The following is a 16307-nucleotide window of genomic DNA, read 5'->3' as shown; positions in this document are numbered from 1 at the left end:
TAGTAAAATAGAAATTTTAGCTAGAAAAATTAGCTCAAATCTTTGATATTTAACATAAAATGTAGGTTTAAAATAATGATTCCCAGGAAGCTTAGCTTTTTGGCTTACTCAAATATAAACCCCTAGCTCGTACAAAATGTTTAAAGGTAGCAACACTCCAAACAGCTCATTTGTAATATAGGAACAAAATAACAAATAAACCACGTCATTTCTCTTTGTTTTAGTCCTTCCTCTGTATTACCTTTGTTTCTCTAACTTAGGCGTGACTAACTCCATAAAAATTAGCTATGCTGTATCAACAAGCCCTTTTTAAAAACTAACCATGAAATTAGCTAAACTAATTTTCCTCATATCCCCTTTTTCCCTTGCGTTAACCTTGTTGTTTGCTCATCCTGCGGAAGCGTCTGTAGCTAAAACCACACCAACAGCCGCACATGTAACTCCCACGTTGCACCAACAACAAACCCTCGCACTAACAGCACCTAAAATTTCAGAACAATCCGATCCGCTCAGAGAACATCTTGGTTGTGGTTGTAGTGCTTGTGTTAAATCTGGATTAGAATTGCAAGGTAAGCTACCATCCCCCAGAAATTTTTAACCGTAAAATTTATTATTCGATGACGAAATTCAAAAGTTAAATCTAATTGATAAACCACTGATTTTTGGTTTAGAGAGGTTAATTTTGAACTAATTTATTTAGGTTTCCTATGAAAAGCATAGGAAACTTATTAATTTCTATATAAAGCTATATTTTCCAGTTTTTGCATAAATAATATTGACATCATCCATAAGTAGTAACTTAAATATCACTTATCGGGGCTTAAACACGTATCATATTTGTAGAGTTTCCTGATGAGTAATAGGTAGTAGGAACTTACGAGCCTGAGTTCAAAATTCTGATTCCTGCTCCCTCATAAAAGTGTAGTATATTCTGATTCCTAAATTCTGATTTTCTAGATTCGGCTGTATCTATAACAGCTATAGCACTACGTATTTAGGTCCTACGGACACGCTAGAGCCTGCGCGTCGGCGCAAGCCAGGTGTGCTTTCGTCTTTAGACGCGTGCAAACCGGTACGTTTACGCTAGGGGCTAATGAATTTTTACTTTTTACTTGCGCGTAGCGCCACACTACTTATTAACTATCCATGTCAAGAAGAAGCTTAGCATATATAACTTTCGGCATAACTTTAATGACCCTGTCTGTCGCGTTACTTGGATGTAATAATCGAAACCAAGTAAAAGAGAATTCTAAACCTTCTGCAACCACTGTTGATTCGAGCAAACCAGATAAAAATCTACCCAAAGTATTAGCAACTACAAATATTATTTGCGATCTAACTAAACAAATTGCTGTAGATACTATCCGAATTAAATGCTTGATTCCTCCGAAAGTTAATCCTCACGTTTACAAACCTAAATCAGAAGATAGTAAAGCCATAGAACAAGCCCAATTGATTCTTTTTAATGGTTATGATTTAGAATCTAAATTAATAGAAATAATTGAAAATAGTAATAATTCTATACCAAAAATTCCTGTAGCAGAAGCTGCAGTACCCAAGCCGAGAAAATTAAAGTTAAATGGCAAAAACGTAGCCGACCCTTATGTTTGGCATGATGTCGAAAATGGCATTGAAATGGTAAAAGTTATTAATGATAATCTAGCAAAACTCAGCCCTGAAAATGCATCGCTTTATGCTAGTAATACCAAAAGAATCAATAGCGAATTAAAACAAATCGATCAGTGGATTAAATCTAGAGTAGCTAGTATTCCCGATAGAAAACGTAAATTTGTGACAACTCACGATGCAATGAGTTATTACATTAGGGCTTATAATTTTCTTTTGAAAAGACATCTAATTAGCATTGATAACAACCAAAAAATCTCACAACAGCGGATAGAAAAATTTGCCCAAAATATTAGAAAAGATAAAGTTCAAGTCATCTTCTCTGATACAAACACCGATTTAAAATTAACTAAGTCTGTAGCGAAAACTGCAAAAATCAAGGTTTCACAAAGACCCCTATTTACTAATACTCTGGAAAAATCTGGGGGTGATGTAGACAGTTACCAACGAATGATGACTGTTAATACCCGTACAATTGTAGAAGCTTTGGGCGGTACTTATCTAATTTTTGAACCACAGGCTAAAAATTAAAGAAAAATGTTTGTTAATTTTTGCTCTAAGTTTACCTATAAATCAAACTAAAAACTTTTCCGCTAAATTATAAATTGCCCTACTAAAAGATGTAGTTTGATCTAAAATTCTAAGGAATGAAAATTTAATAAACTGTAACTATTAAATTTGGAATGGTGCGTTACGCAATGCTAACAGCACCCTCATTTTGTAGTTTATTTCATCCACATTCCTAAATATAATTAATGCTGTTTGGATTTCAGTAATTACATTTAGCTAAGTAGGTCGGCGTGAAAAAATCAAGGTATGTCATTGCGAGTGGAACGAAGTGTAATGAATCATATGTCCTATCGGACACGCTACGCTAACGCAAGGGATACAGCCTTATTTACATTTTGTTACATGATTGGGTTTATTTGTGCTGACTTACTTACGTCTAGCGATCGCATTTCGAAAATTTCTGATTCAGTTTCCGCTTTAATTAGAACCCATAAAACCCAATACAAAAATTATGCCAGGAGATATGGGACCCAATGAAAAGATTACCCTAGAGTTCGCTCACTTGGTAAAGCTTTGCAGCGAACTCTATCCTAATTAGAAGTGCATAGGACTAGTGGTTACTACCCTCATCGAAGAGTATCCTGAACTGCATCAGTAGTATCTTCAACAGCCCTCTGCGCTTTCTTTAATAGAGTGTTACCTGTTTGTTGAACTGCATCTTTCGCGTCCTCTGCTCCCCGTTGAATACTTTTATTTACATCCCGAGAAAATTCCTCAGCACTCTCAACAGGGTTTATCTCTCCACCTTGTCTAACTAGCCTTTTATGTCGGTCAATTAAAGCCTTAGTTTTTACCTGTTCATCTAATGTATTCTGTCTTGGATCCACATCACTGAAGCGGTTCATACCACCTTCAGGAGCTTGAAGGTCATCATATCTAAGGTCTGGAGTTTTACGTTCATATCTGCTAGTCGGTTGAATACCCTTGTAGCCTTCGCTTGCAGCAGCATCTATTGAAGGCTTATTACTACAAGCTGTGTTGAAAAAGAGTATAACTCCTAAAAGGCAGGCGAACATAAAGCGCTGTAAGTCTAGGCGTTTAAATACAGAAAATATTTTACTCATACAATTTCTCCCCCTGTAGAGGGCTAGTTAGGTTTTAAAAGGTTGTCATCTATTATTTAATTCGGGGAAAATCCCTACTACTTTGATTTATCAACAAGCAAAATTTAACAATTTAAATTTTTCGCCTTAAAGCTTATCAACAAAACTCCATGTTATGTTAAATCTAAGTATTGAAATTAAATAACGATTACTACTTAAGCTTAGAGATAAGAGCAAAGCAGTTAACTCTAGCAAAGGTCATACTTCTAATAAGTTGTTTTTTCTAACTTTAGAGAGATTATATGACGGCAAATTTATAACCACGTGGAACTAAAATCAATACGTCAATCAAAATAGAAAGTAATAATACCTAGAAGTAATAGCTACAAAAATTAAAAATAAGAAATAGGTGAATTACATGACTTGCGAGTTATGCGAACGAGATGTAGAAAAACTAACGATTCACCATCTCATTCCCAGACAAAAAAAAGGTCACCACGGTCCCAAGATTAATATTTGTTCCGCTTGTCACCGACAAATTCATACTTTGTTCGACAATACCCGTTTAGCACAAGAGCTTAATTCCAGAGAAAAATTAATCAATGAAGCTCAGATGCAAAAATTTATTAAATGGGTGAAAAAACAAGACCCTAACAGAAAAGTTAAGGTTCATCGTAAAGCATAAGAAATGGAAATAATTTCTAATGCTTAATTTTTTGTATTTTTAAATTTGTACTATTAGATTTTTTGATACTAAAGGTTTACCAGCCCCAAGTACCAGCACCACCTTTAAAGGGTCCAACGATATCCTTGGTTACCCAACCCCCATAAAAATTACCTATTTGTGCTTGTACTAACTCATCATCAACGTAGCAAGCATCCATAAATTGAGCGTAGAAACATGGATAATCTTTGATGGATACAAAATCTGGTGTTGGATCGGGATAAAACCAAGCTACATTCTGAGCTTCTTTGTCACCAACTCGAATTGAATAATAAGCAGCACGTCCTTTCCATTCACAAAAGCTGGAGTTCGATGTTTTGGTTAAATACTCCATTTTTATATCTTCAGGAGGAATGTAATAAGTTGGTGGATGACTAGTTTCCAAAAATCTTTTGGCTCGACGGGTATCTGCGATCGTTACATCATTAAAAATAATCCGAATATGTTTATCCGTATCTTCTAAGCGGGGTGGACGGGGATAATCCCACACTGATTCTTGACCTGGTCCTGGCTCGATTCGTTGGGGTCTACCAAACATATTTTGTTAAATACTCAGCTAAATTAATTTAACATTTTGTTGACTTAAGTAACAAAACATGAAGACTCAAGCATATGTAAACAACTTATGATTACTGTATCAATCTATTTAATTACTTTAACTTGAAGAAAAAATAATAGAGCATTAGGTAATAAGGTTAAGACATTGGTAAATCCTGTTTGTCCTACGGACACGTACTTAGGTTAACGCCGATGATGCCATAAAAGCTATAGCTGCGCTACCTATGGACGGATCCGCTAATGATTTTTAACTTGTGCATAACACTATAACTTGCACCAAACTACATTCAATCCAAAAACTCACCTTGAAAAAATTCCCAGGTAGATTGTTGAACTAATTGGAAATGGCGCAAGTTAGATAGAAATCGTCTGATTAACGCAAGCGATCGGTGTTTAAATCCAAACCAGATTGATTTTTGCTTCCACCCAAGTTAACCCCTTTCTTCAATTGACTTCCGCTTCCACCATCTTTCGGATCTAAAAAAGGTTTTAAATTAATTCTCTTTTGAGACGCAGAATTGGGTTTCTTATTGTTTCCAAAAAGAGAACGCCCCATATTGACAATATTTTCAAAATCTCCATTCTCCGCAGAGTAAGTACTTACTCCTACAGTTTCTCTTCCACTATCGGCAGCAATTAGATTTTCGAAGACGTTATTACGCACCTCATAAGGATCCTTATCTTGAGGAACTGTAAGTACAATCCTACAAGATGGGTCTGCTTCACTAGTTACGCAAAGGATATTATATCCATTGAGTGAAGATGTTCTCAGTTCTGTTAAACCATCGGGACGATAGCGCTCTAAACGTTCAGCAATCTTGTTACAACGTTTAATTGGGTCCCAACCACCACCCATTTTTCTAGGTTTAGCCCAAGGGAAGTACTGTCCCGGTTGAGTTTCAGGTTGGTACATAACCGTATACTCACCACCATAACTTGCACAACTAAAACGAGTTGCAGTAGTAATCGGTGATGATGAATTTCTTCTAGTTCGGGTTGTTGTTCTAGTTGAAGTCGAACGTCCGTTAACTGAATTATCTATATTTACGTTTCGGTTTATTTGTCTTGAAGAGTTACTTGATGATGATGTTCTCGACCTGGTATTTGTTGAACCTGTAGGTACTACAACGCTATCAGACGATCTATTTGATTGAGCTAAAACTACTGAATTACCGAAAAATATTGATAATCCCAAACTACCAAATAATAAAAATTGCCAGCTCTTTAATAACATAAATCATCCTCCTACAAAGAAATCATCAGGGAAGCTCATAGCCGTTGTGACGAAAAATTTTGATATTTTGATTCAATCTTGCTCAACTAATTTACGTTTCTTTTTGTTTTCTCGTCGGCGCTTTTTTTTATCTTTTTTCTTATCTTCAAAATCTTTAATAGCTTGCTTAGCTTTTGCTTTAATCTCTTGGTGACGTGCTACTCCTTCATAAGCATAGCGATTATAACCACTTTCAGAAATCAGTTCTTCAAGATAGCGGACACGTTTTTTACCTGCAGGGTGGGAAGATAACCAAGCAGGAGGAGTATTTTTTTGTTCTTTTTCCAGAGTCGACATTAAGTTCCGCAAACCATCAGCAGCATATCCGGAAGCAACTATTAAACGGGTACCCAATCTATCAGCTTGCTTTTCCATTCTGCGACTGTAATTGAAAGTCAGTATTTGACCGAATGTACCCCCTAAAGGCAAATATTGAGTAACATTAGAAACTAAATTACCTTGAGTCACTAGCTGAAATCCATGAGAAAGAACTACATGGGATAGCTCGTGACCGATTAAACCAGCTAGTTCTGCTTCAGAATTAGTTTTGGCAATTGCTCCTGCGTGAATAAATACTTTACCACCCGGTAAAGCAAAAGCGTTAAGACTTTTTTCGGGAATTACAAAGAACTCATATTTAAATTCGTCGCGTCCGGCTACTTTAACAAGTTTTTGCCCAATTCCGTTAACGTAATCTACTATTTCTTTATCTTCAACTAGATCTAAGCGTTTTTTCGCTCGCTTCGCTACTGATTCACCAATAGATTTTTCACCCTTAAGTAATAACAAAGTAGAATCTAAAGCTGAAAATGGACCAAAAAGACTACCTGTGACAGCGTAACCTAATGCGCCAGTAATTACATTAGCGATCGCATTTCCCCGAACTTCTCTTCTGATATGGGATTTGAAGCGTTTGAGATTTTTATCAGCAAGTTCTTGTAGTTCTGTAGCTTGGGGATCTTGGGGATTGAGAATCGCAAATTGACGCGCAGCAAGGGAAGCTTCCATCCATTTTTTTGATTCTGCTAAGGCTTGGACCCTATATTTTACTAAGTCTACTTCATCGGGGTATAGGGAATTAGCTCGTTCTAAAACCTCTAATGCTTTCTTTTCCTTACCATATTTTTTCAGAGATTCAGCATATTTTATATGACCAGGAATAAATTCTGGATTTTTTTCAACCAACAGATTTAGGGAAACTAATGTTTTAGTCTGTAGTTGACTGGCGATTCCTGCTTTCGCTTCGCGCCAATATACTTTACCTCCTGGAGAAAGTTGGTTCGGATCGACAATTGCTACTTTACGTTCTTCAAGACTTTCAGTATCGGTAAAAGGTTCTTTAGCTTCCCGATACAATTTTTCCGCTGCTGAAATATTTCCAGTGAGATAAAGTCGATCGGCTTCGATCAATTTGTTTTGACGCGCAAGTTCAGAAGCACTGAGTTTTACTTCTTCTAAATCTTCCTGATTCTTACCCTTATCTTCATCAGTCTTTTGATTGTCATTTGTGGATGAGTCTGATTTTTGGGGTGTCCTCACCTTGGGATTTGATTCCTCATCTTTTTTTTCTGTTACAGTTTCCTCAGTTTGAGTTTTACTAGTGTCAATAATAACCGCAGGCTCTTGCGCCACTGAGGGTAAACTCGGTTGGGATAAAATAACAGCAAAAAAGGTAACAAAAGAAATTGAAACCCAATTAACAGCTAAAATCAGAGATTTCCATCTAAGTTTCATGGTGGAATTCACCTATGTAACAAGCATTGTATCCAATGTATGAGGAAACACTCTAATTAGACAGGTCACTTAGCCTGACTCACAAAAAATTAATAAAAATTAGACTGACTTTAGCATTAGGCTGAATCTGAAGATTTTCTCCTAAAGATTTTTCTCTAAAGATTTTAACTGCCTAGAACACTTTTCCTTGAATTAAATTCACTTCATCATCAATTTACTAAAGCATAAATTCACTAAAGTAAATTTATTTCTCAATCCAACTGGAAAAGTTCTTCAGGGACAAATCGTCTAGATCTTCTGGTTTGGATGCAGAAGAAGATGGTGGTTTTGATGGTGATGGTTCTGGCTTTTGAATAATAACCTTACTTCCGTTCGACGGATCGGTAGGCACAATCACTGGTTGAGTATAAATCTTATAAACATCTACTTTTCCTTCTAGCGCTGGTGGCAATAAAGGAGTAGAGAATTGATTTACGTTCCCTTCCAAAATTGGGAGCGAAGAAGAACCTGGTAATGGTTTGTTTTTACTTTCAACTGATGGTGTAGGAGAAGAATCGGGTAAGCCCTTATTATTTTCAGAGGTTGCTGAAGAATCATTTTTAGATTCATTTTTGGACTTTGTTTCCTCCTCAATTGCAGGTGTCTGAGGGGACTCAGGAGCCGATTTCTCACCATCATCTTTAGCCTTGTTCTCAGGAGATGTTTCTGGTGTTTCGGTGCTTTTCTGATTTTTGTTTGGTGGGCTTACGGAAGGTGAAGCATTTTCAGAGTCGATATCAAATCCTTTGAATAAAGGACTGCTAACCGGTTGTGAAGGCTTCAGTGGCGATTCACTTGTTGAATCTTGACCATCTTTCCCCTCATTCGTATCTGGAGATGTGTTTGATTGTCTGGGATCGCCACCAACAGAAAATGGTCTTCCTGGACTTACGGATTGGGAGGGATTACTAGGAGGTAGGTCGAACCGTTTTTCGTAATCACTTGGGTTAATTGGTGGTTGTGCAGGCGAAACCTTGATCTGCTCGTTGGGGTTTGTTAAAGGTGGAAAAGTGAGAGGACTTGATGAATTAAAAGGATTTGTTTCTACTTTTTTCTCAACTTCTGGAGGAGGTTGTGGTTCGGGATTACTGCTTTGAACAGGGGAAGCAGATGGTGAATCTTTTGGCTTACTATCAGTTTTTTCCACCTTATTGGTGCCATTACTAGTTGCATTATTCTTAGGAAGAAGACTTGCACCAAAGAATGTTAATCCCAAGCCTGCTCCTAACAAACCTAAAAGACCAGCAACTTTGACTACCTGTGGGTAAGACAAATTTTCCAACGGCATTTGCCGTCGAACTTCCCTTTCTGTATTCGCTAGTAAATGTTGTGGTGGTCCTGGCATCGGTGAAAGTAGTGCCTGCAGAGCTTCCCCTGCAGTTTGATACCTTTGGCTGAAATTACAGCGCACCATATTTGTCAAAACCTGAGCCATCTTATGACTGACATTCACTTCTTGCAGCCACATAACTTCCCCACTGCTGGGATCTAGGGGTAAACCACGTGGTGGTTTCCCAGTTAATGCTTGAATGCCAATCATCCCCACTGCATACACATCGCTACACAGCCTGGGCTTACCATTTGCTTGTTCGCTCGGCATATAGCCGGGGGTACCAATTACTAGTGTGGAATTTACCTCTCCGTCATAAGTTGTTGCTAACCCTTTAATCTCTTTTACTGCACCAAAATCGATCAAAACAATTTTGCCGTCGTTACGACGACGCATAATATTGCGCAGCTTGATATCTCGGTGAATCACATTTTGCTCGTGGACAAATGCTAATACCTCGAGAATTTCCTGCAGCAACTTGGCTACTGCAGCTTCACTCATCTGCTTGCGCGATTTGATTTCTTTGGTTAAGTCATATCCATCAATATATTCCTGTACTAAATAGAACTCATTATTCTCTTCAAAGTGACCAAACAATTGGGGTATTTGACTGTGACCTTTGCTTAGACGGTATAAAACCTTAGCTTCTTGGTCAAACAGTCTTTTGGCAATTTGTAAAACTGTGGGATTGGATTTTTGAGCCTTAAGGTGTTTAACAACGCACTTTGGGCTACCAGGTAAGTCGATATCTACCGCCAGATAAGTATCACCAAATCCGCCGCTTCCCAACAGTTTGAGGATTTTGTAGCGATTCCGGAGAACTGTGCCAATGTGCATCAGGTTAACCTGTCAGCAAATAGAATGCCCTTAATTTTCATACGAAAGTCCCCCATTGAAGTTCTCCCCTGACAATTTCTTAAAGTTTCAATGACATATTATGTCTTATTAACTTTAAAGTTGCCTTTGATTGGGTATATCTATAAAAGCCTTATGTACTGGAGACTCCTGTTAATTCTACACTTTTTGCGCCCAAAAAGTGTAAGGGTTCATCTTCCTTAGAACAATTACTACTTTTGGTTATTTTTATTGAGTAAGCTTTGTTACCTTTATCATTCGTAGTAAATTGCAACCTATTGAACTTTATATTCCATTGGTTGATTTTTGTTACTTTAAGCTTTAAGCTAAAAACTAGACAAAATGCTTTATAAGTCATCATAAGCAAGGATAAATTGATTATCCAGTCTTAATTTTGATGGCATTTTCTTTGTAACAATAAAATCATTGTTTACGGTATAAAATTGAAGAACACAGCCTTCAAGTAAAATCGATTTGTAGGTTTTGAAAATGAATAATTATTTGCGTGCTACGTAAATAATTATTCATTACTGCTTTTTTTTTTTCAGCATAAACAACTAGGATTGAAAAAAATAAATATTCCATTACTTACAATTTTTTGTAGTCTAGACTCCATTAACACAAGCATTTTGTATTTTAATAACCTTGAACTCGAGTGAGAAAATCCAAAATTCTCAATACTTTATTTTGACTAGGAGATTTGTAGGGTTAGACCAAATTTGATAATTTTTGTGTAGACAAGTTTGGTTTTTGGCGTTTAGAGCGTGCGTAACACATAACTGTCACACCAATACCTACGTTAGCTTCTATTAGCTGCTACCTCCATCTACGGAAAAGGATTGAGGATAGCAATAAGATATTTTGTTTTTATTTACTATTGAATGATCTGGTTACCAGTCGCCAATCCCTAACTACGCATCACCGCATCCAGTAACTTACCCGCACCAAAACGAACAGGATCTGTACAAGGTCTTCCTGTTTCTTGTTCCATTTGTGCGATCGTAGATTTTGCAGTTGATTCTTCTAAATGAGAAGTATTAAGAGCAATTCCAACAACTGGGACTTTTTTAAATGCCCCAGCAGCACTAGCCACCGTCTCGTACAATTTAATTACTTCCGGTAAAGGTGGAATTGGGAAATTGTCAATTACATGGGTTTGTCCGACACGATGTACCAAAATCATGTGGGTCGGTTGGGAACCTCGGAGCAAAGGTAATGTTGCTGTAGAACCTGGATGCAGCAAAGAACCTTGTCCCTCAATATGCAAAATATCGTAGTTACCACCAAAGCGCATTACTATCTGCTCTACAGCACCAGCAGCGAAGTCAACTCTGACAGCATCCAATGCGACTCCATCACCTTCCAGCATCAAACCAGTTTGACCAGTCGCCAAAAATTTAGAACGCATTCCTTGCATTCGCGAAGCCCAATGCAACTCCAAAGAAGTTGACATTTTGCCAGCATTCATATCTGTACCAATAGTTAGTACTCGCTTACAGGAAAGATTACGAGCTGCACCACTAGCAATATTTAAATTTTGTGGTTCTTTTCGTACATCCCAAATTAACTGTCCGGGCTTGAGTTGTTTTTTCAAATCCGGTATTGTTGCCAATGGAGTATGCAAACCATTGACTAGAGACATTCCTGCAGCTAAAGCTTCTTTGATTTCGCGCCAATAGTCATCTGGTAAGACACCACCTTTGGTCGCAATACCAATTGCTAAAACCTGAGGTTTATATTGCAAGGAATCGGCTAGAGATGAAACTATTGGGACATCACGTTTGATACCAGTCAGTTCCGTTAAAGATTTTCCTGCACAATCGCGGTCAATTGCTGCAACAATAGGGGCTTCACTGTATCGTAAAAGTGACAGACCGGTTTTACCGCCCTCACTGGTAATACCCCCATGTAACAAAACTACTACCCGTTGATTAAGCGCGAGACGCACTATGCTGTACCCCCAAGCCTGGTAAGTTATTTGGTAAAATTCTGCCTTCTTGGATTGATGCTCCCTCAAAGGGATCGTCAATTAAATTAAGGTGACTATCCAAGTCGAGATAATCAGCCAATGGTGCAAGCTGTGCGGCTGCTGTATTAGCCAAAGTGCTATCGGAATAGCAACCAAACATCACTTGTAAACCATAAGCACGCGCGGTATATACCATCCGCATCGCCTCAGTTAGTCCTCCAGATTTCATCAATTTAATATTGATCCCATCCACCGAGTTTGCCAATTTAGGAATATCTCGACTGTTGAAACAACTTTCATCGACAAATATTGGTAGAGGCGAATGTTTTCGCAGTTCGGCTAACTTATGTTCTTCCCCTTGTGCTAAAGGCTGTTCCACGTACTTAACACCCAAATTTGCAAGCCAATTACACATTTCACAGGCATTTGTCAAATTCCAACCTCCGTTAGCATCGACATACAAATCTAAATTTGGTGCTTCGTCCTTAACTGCTGTTAGCATTTTTCGGTCGGCTTCAACACCCTCCGGATTACCTAACTTAACTTTTAAAACTTTGATGTTAGTAAATTCCAACCAATCACGGGTTCTTGATTTTGCTCCTTCAGGAGAATTGATACCAATTGTGACAGATGTAGGGACAATTTTTTTACAGTCTAACCCCCATATTTTCCACAGAGGTAGTCCAACTTTTTTCCCTAACCAATCATATAATGCTACATCAAATGCTGCCCATGCTGATGACGGTAAATTGGTGGTAATGAGAACTTGTTCGATTTCCTGTCGTTGTAAAGGATGAAATTTCTCTAGTTGGGGTTTAATTTGTTGTAATGATTCGTGAATAACTTCGGTTGACTGATGTCTATCTCCTACTTTGACAGGCGAAGATTCTCCCCAACCCTCAATTCCATCTTGGGATATTTTGACCAAAACATTGTTAGTTTTAGCAGTAGTTCCCCGACTAATAGTTAACGGAAAGCGCTTGTTGACTGTAAAAATTTCAACCTGTATTTTCATGTATTTAAGTAGGAGCAAATTTAATCTTAAGTTTGAGGATAAGGCATAAAAGAAAACAGTAAAGGATGAGTCTGGGCAAAATTTGGATACAAAATTCAGATAATTTCAATCAAATTTAATTATCAATGAATAATAATATTTGACAGGATATAGTTGATCGCTGGCAAATCAAGAATCTAAAAAATGACAAATCTCAAGAAATGGGAATTATTAGAATCTAATATGGTTTTGGATCATCCCTATTGTCAGGTAAGGCGGGATGAAATTCGGTTACCAAATGGGAAAGTAATTGATGATTTTTTTGTGCATGTTAAGCCTGATGTGGCTTTAGTTTTAGCTGTTACTCCGAAGCGAGAAGTAGTATTTGTCAGGCAATATCGCCATGCAATAGGTGAATTTTTTATTGAATTACCTGCAGGAGGCTTCGACCCCACGCAAGAAGCTCCAGAAATCGCCGCAATGAGAGAAATGGAAGAGGAAACAGGTTACTCTGTCAAAAATTTGCAAAAAATTGCAACACTCTACGACCGACCAAGTAAGGATACAAATCAAACACATGTATTTTTCGCAGAAAATGCCATAATCCCAGAGGGATTGTGCGGAGCAAACGCAACAGGTAAGCAAAATTTAGATCCAACTGAAGAAATTGAAGTGTTGTTGATCCCAGTGGATTCAATTTTAGAAAAAATCAACTCTGGGAAGATTTCCGTGATGGGGACTGTTACGGCGTTGTTATTGGGTTTGAAGTTTCTAAGCTAAATATTGATCGCTTGAAACTCCCCCTTTATAAAATATAAGACTACTCAATAACCCAAAATAATCACATTCTCCTAAATCCCCGTTAGAAACAGCCCTGAAGATTTAGGGGGATATAACCCATTTTGAAAACGAAAATCACCCATGTGAAATCTTCTTCCCAACGAGATTTACGAGGATGTAGCCCATCTTGAAGACGAAAATCGCTTCACAAGCGGAATTTAGGGGGATCTAGTCGATCTTGAAAACCAAACTCATTCACATAAAACCCCTGATCGCACAGAAAATCCAATTCAGGTTTAATGATATTAAGCATTACCAAGAAATATTAACTATTTGTGCGATATTTCATTGCAGAGTGAAATTTTTTGATAATAGTCACAGGAGTATTTTGAATCCCTACTAAATCACAGGAGAAAAGCAGTTGTTGACATCGAACTTACTTGCAGCAGCTACCGCTCCCTTGCAGTGGAGTCCAACAGTTGGCGCGATCATGATTATCTGCAACATCATCGCGATCGCTTTTGCTAAATTTAAAGTCACATACCCCAAAACAGGTCCAGAATTGCCATCATCAAACTTCTTTGGCGGTTTTGGCTTACCCGGACTACTAGCAACTACATCCTTTGGTCACCTTTTAGGAGTAGGAGTGATTTTAGGTTTACATAATCTTGGAAATATATAAACTTTTTATAACCTAAAGATTTTGTAATTTAAATATATTTACATCAAAGCCGGAAATGTTGTTCTCTGGCTTTTTTTTATTTTTTAAGTAAGAAAACAGGGAATGAGTAATAAGTAATAAGTAATAAGTAATGAGTAATGAGTAATGAGTTACTGTTCCTAACTTCTGACTCCTGACTTCTGACTCCTGACTTCTGACTCCTGACTTCTGACTCCTGCTCGCTGTAAGCGCGGTCTGTCCTGACTTCTGACTCCTGACTTCTGACTCCTGACTTCTGACTTCTGACTCCTGACTTCTGACTTCTGACTTCTGACTTCTGACTTCTGACTCCTGCTCGCTGTAAGCGCGGTCTGTCCTGACTTCTGACTCCTGACTTCTGACTTCTGACTCCTGACTTCTGACTTCTGACTCCTGACTCCTGACTTCTGACTCCTGACTTCTGACTCCTGACTTCTGACTTCTGTCTTCTGACAATTCTGCTATATATATTTGTCAATAGGTCTAAAATGCCTAATGGTAAGCGAAAAAGTTGACTAATAATTATGACAAGTAAAACTCCGATTCCTGTTGTTGTGATTGGTGCTGCAGGCAAAATGGGTCTTGAGGTGGTTAAAGCTGTAGCACAAGCCGAAGATATGAATTTGGTTGGTGCGATTGATAGGAACCCCGAACATCAAGATAAAGATATTGGAGAACTAGCAGGCTTGAGCGAACCTTTAGAAGTACCTGTTACCAATCAAATGGAATCGATGCTGGCTTTTGCATGCCAAGAAAAGGAGCCAGGTGTAATGGTAGACTTTACTCATCCTGATTCGGTTTATGATAATGTTCGCAGCGCGATCGCCTATGGTATTCGTCCTGTTATTGGTACAACTGGCTTAAGCACAACACAAATTCAAGAATTAGCAGATTTTGCGGAAAAAGCCAGTACTGGATGTCTGATTATTCCTAATTTTTCCATTGGCATGGTTCTACTGCAACAAGCTGCTGTTGCCGCTTCCCAGTATTTTGACCATGTAGAAATAATTGAATTGCATCATAATCAGAAAGCAGATGCTCCCAGTGGTACAGCAATTGAAACAGCCCAAAAGTTAGGGGAAATGGGTAAAACTTTTAATCCTGCAATTGTTGAAGAAACGGAAAAGCTAACTGGTGCAAGGGGAAGTCAAGCCGAGGAAGGCATTAGAATTCATAGCGTACGCTTACCAGGACTCATTGCCCATCAAGAAGTAATTTTTGGTGCTCCTGGTCAAATTTATACTTTACGTCATGACACCAGCGATCGAGCTTGCTATATGCCGGGAGTATTACTAGCAATTCGTAAGGTGCTTCAGCTAAAGTCGTTAGTATATGGATTAGAAAAGATACTTTAGAATCAGTACTTAGCCAAAATGTTAGTCCCCCTGACTCGCGAAAAATTCCATCAACTCATACCTCTAATTGCTACTGGTCCCCAGTATAAATATTACTGGGGTAAATTTCCTGATTTTTTGCAGCGATTATTAATATCAGTTGTTGCTGCTGCCATAGTTTTATTACTTAAAGTAGTTTTACAGCTTGACTTTGGACCAATTGTATTTTTTCTGGGTTTAGTGGGCGCACTGTATTGGTTGTGGGGACCAGTTTTGTGGGCTAGTCTACAGAATTCTAAATGCCGACGGTATAAATATGTCGGCTTTTTTCGAGGTCGGGTGTTGGATTATTGGATAACCGAACAGTTAATTGGCACGCAAGAAACTGTTAATAATAGGGGCGATTTAGTAATTGTTGAAAATCGAGAAAAAACAATTAACTTGGAAATTGGTGACCAAAGCGGCTTTATTGCGGAATTCAGTGCTCCGTTACGCGTTACTCATAAAATTATTAATACTGGTCAAATTGCGGAAATGTTAGTTTTTTCCAATCGCCCCGATCTGAGCCGGATTGATGAAATTAGCGATGTTTATATACCCAGTCGCGAAATTTGGGTGAGTGACTATCCGTGGATCAGGAGAGATTTTTTTACTGGAGTTAGTCGTCGTATTGGTAAAGAAGGAAGAAGAAATAACAGAAGACCGAATTATAAATATTCAGATGACAGATATTCAGAAGACAGATATTCAGAAGACAGATATTCTGATGAAAGGTATT

At 38.0% G+C, this 16307-nt stretch carries 14 protein-coding genes and 1 pseudogene; 7 read left to right on the top strand and 8 right to left on the bottom strand.

Annotation, left to right across the window (positions count from 1 at the left end; genetic code table 11):
• Positions 1 to 322 precede the first annotated feature (322 nt).
• Positions 323 to 598, top strand: coding sequence for a hypothetical protein (locus BC008_RS40550; protein WP_058184609.1), 276 nt, complete (start codon positions 323 to 325; stop codon positions 596 to 598).
• 548 nt (positions 599 to 1146) lie between these two features.
• Positions 1147 to 2157: a metal ABC transporter solute-binding protein, Zn/Mn family gene (locus BC008_RS40545; RefSeq protein ID WP_027846626.1), complete on the top strand. Its 1011-nt coding sequence runs from the start codon at positions 1147 to 1149 to the stop codon at positions 2155 to 2157.
• Positions 2158 to 2762: 605 nt separating this feature from the next.
• On the opposite strand, the gene BC008_RS40540 is transcribed toward BC008_RS40545, so the two are convergent.
• A complete protein-coding gene (locus tag BC008_RS40540; protein ID WP_027845225.1) occupies positions 2763 to 3260 on the bottom strand; it encodes a hypothetical protein in 498 nt (165 codons plus the stop codon).
• Between the two features lie 397 nt (positions 3261 to 3657).
• Here BC008_RS40540 and BC008_RS40535 point away from each other — a divergent pair, with 397 nt between their 5' ends.
• Positions 3658 to 3924 (top strand): HNH endonuclease, encoded by a 267-nt coding sequence (locus tag BC008_RS40535; protein WP_027845226.1) that lies wholly within the window; start codon positions 3658 to 3660, stop codon positions 3922 to 3924.
• Positions 3925 to 4000: 76 nt separating this feature from the next.
• Here the strand turns inward: BC008_RS40535 and BC008_RS40530 are convergent, their stop codons facing one another.
• From BC008_RS40530 to BC008_RS40500, 6 genes are all read right to left on the bottom strand, one after another.
• Positions 4001 to 4501, bottom strand: a complete 501-nt coding sequence (locus BC008_RS40530) for a DUF427 domain-containing protein (protein WP_027845227.1) — start codon at positions 4499 to 4501, stop codon at positions 4001 to 4003.
• Between the two features lie 393 nt (positions 4502 to 4894).
• Positions 4895 to 5755 (bottom strand): COP23 domain-containing protein, encoded by an 861-nt coding sequence (locus tag BC008_RS40525; protein ID WP_027845228.1) that lies wholly within the window; start codon positions 5753 to 5755, stop codon positions 4895 to 4897.
• A 72-nt stretch (positions 5756 to 5827) separates the two neighbouring features.
• Positions 5828 to 7528 carry a M48 family metallopeptidase gene (locus BC008_RS40520; protein ID WP_027845229.1) on the bottom strand — a complete coding sequence of 567 codons (1701 nt, stop codon included), beginning with the start codon at positions 7526 to 7528 and terminating at the stop codon, positions 5828 to 5830.
• A 244-nt stretch (positions 7529 to 7772) separates the two neighbouring features.
• Complete coding sequence (locus tag BC008_RS45920; protein ID WP_063800857.1) at positions 7773 to 9734, bottom strand: protein kinase domain-containing protein; 1962 nt, start codon at positions 9732 to 9734, stop codon at positions 7773 to 7775.
• Between the two features lie 925 nt (positions 9735 to 10659).
• Complete coding sequence (locus tag BC008_RS40505) at positions 10660 to 11700, bottom strand: DUF1611 domain-containing protein (protein WP_027845230.1); 1041 nt, start codon at positions 11698 to 11700, stop codon at positions 10660 to 10662.
• Positions 11684 to 12736, bottom strand: coding sequence for a dipeptide epimerase (locus BC008_RS40500; RefSeq protein WP_027845231.1), 1053 nt, complete (start codon positions 12734 to 12736; stop codon positions 11684 to 11686). Before BC008_RS40500 ends, BC008_RS40505 begins: the two co-directional genes overlap by 17 nt.
• 183 nt (positions 12737 to 12919) lie before the next feature.
• Between BC008_RS40500 and BC008_RS40495 the strand changes: the two genes are divergently transcribed.
• Both BC008_RS40495 and psaK read left to right on the top strand, forming a co-directional pair.
• On the top strand, positions 12920 to 13495 hold the full coding sequence (locus BC008_RS40495) for an NUDIX hydrolase (protein ID WP_027845232.1): 576 nt from the start codon (positions 12920 to 12922) through the stop codon (positions 13493 to 13495).
• Between the two features lie 421 nt (positions 13496 to 13916).
• Positions 13917 to 14177, top strand: a complete 261-nt coding sequence (gene psaK, locus BC008_RS40490; protein WP_058184605.1) for a photosystem I reaction center subunit PsaK — start codon at positions 13917 to 13919, stop codon at positions 14175 to 14177.
• Between the two features lie 12 nt (positions 14178 to 14189).
• On the opposite strand, the gene BC008_RS50940 is transcribed toward psaK, so the two are convergent.
• Entirely contained in the window at positions 14190 to 14651 is a 462-nt protein-coding gene (locus tag BC008_RS50940) for a hypothetical protein (protein ID WP_063800856.1), read from the bottom strand.
• Between the two features lie 68 nt (positions 14652 to 14719).
• Between BC008_RS50940 and dapB the strand changes: the two genes are divergently transcribed.
• Positions 14720 to 15550, top strand: a complete 831-nt coding sequence (gene dapB / locus BC008_RS40480; RefSeq protein WP_027845977.1) for a 4-hydroxy-tetrahydrodipicolinate reductase — start codon at positions 14720 to 14722, stop codon at positions 15548 to 15550.
• A gap of 18 nt (positions 15551 to 15568) precedes the next feature.
• Positions 15569 to 16252 (top strand): annotated as a pseudogene (locus BC008_RS40475) (phosphate ABC transporter permease); the annotation flags it as partial.
• Between the last annotated feature and the right edge of the window lie 55 nt (positions 16253 to 16307).

The sequence above is a fragment of the Mastigocoleus testarum BC008 genome (assembly GCF_001456025.1).
Lineage (GTDB): Bacteria > Cyanobacteriota > Cyanobacteriia > Cyanobacteriales > Nostocaceae > Mastigocoleus > Mastigocoleus testarum.
The sequence above is the reverse complement of the archived record's forward strand: the minus strand, read 5'-3'. Positions and strand labels throughout refer to the sequence as shown.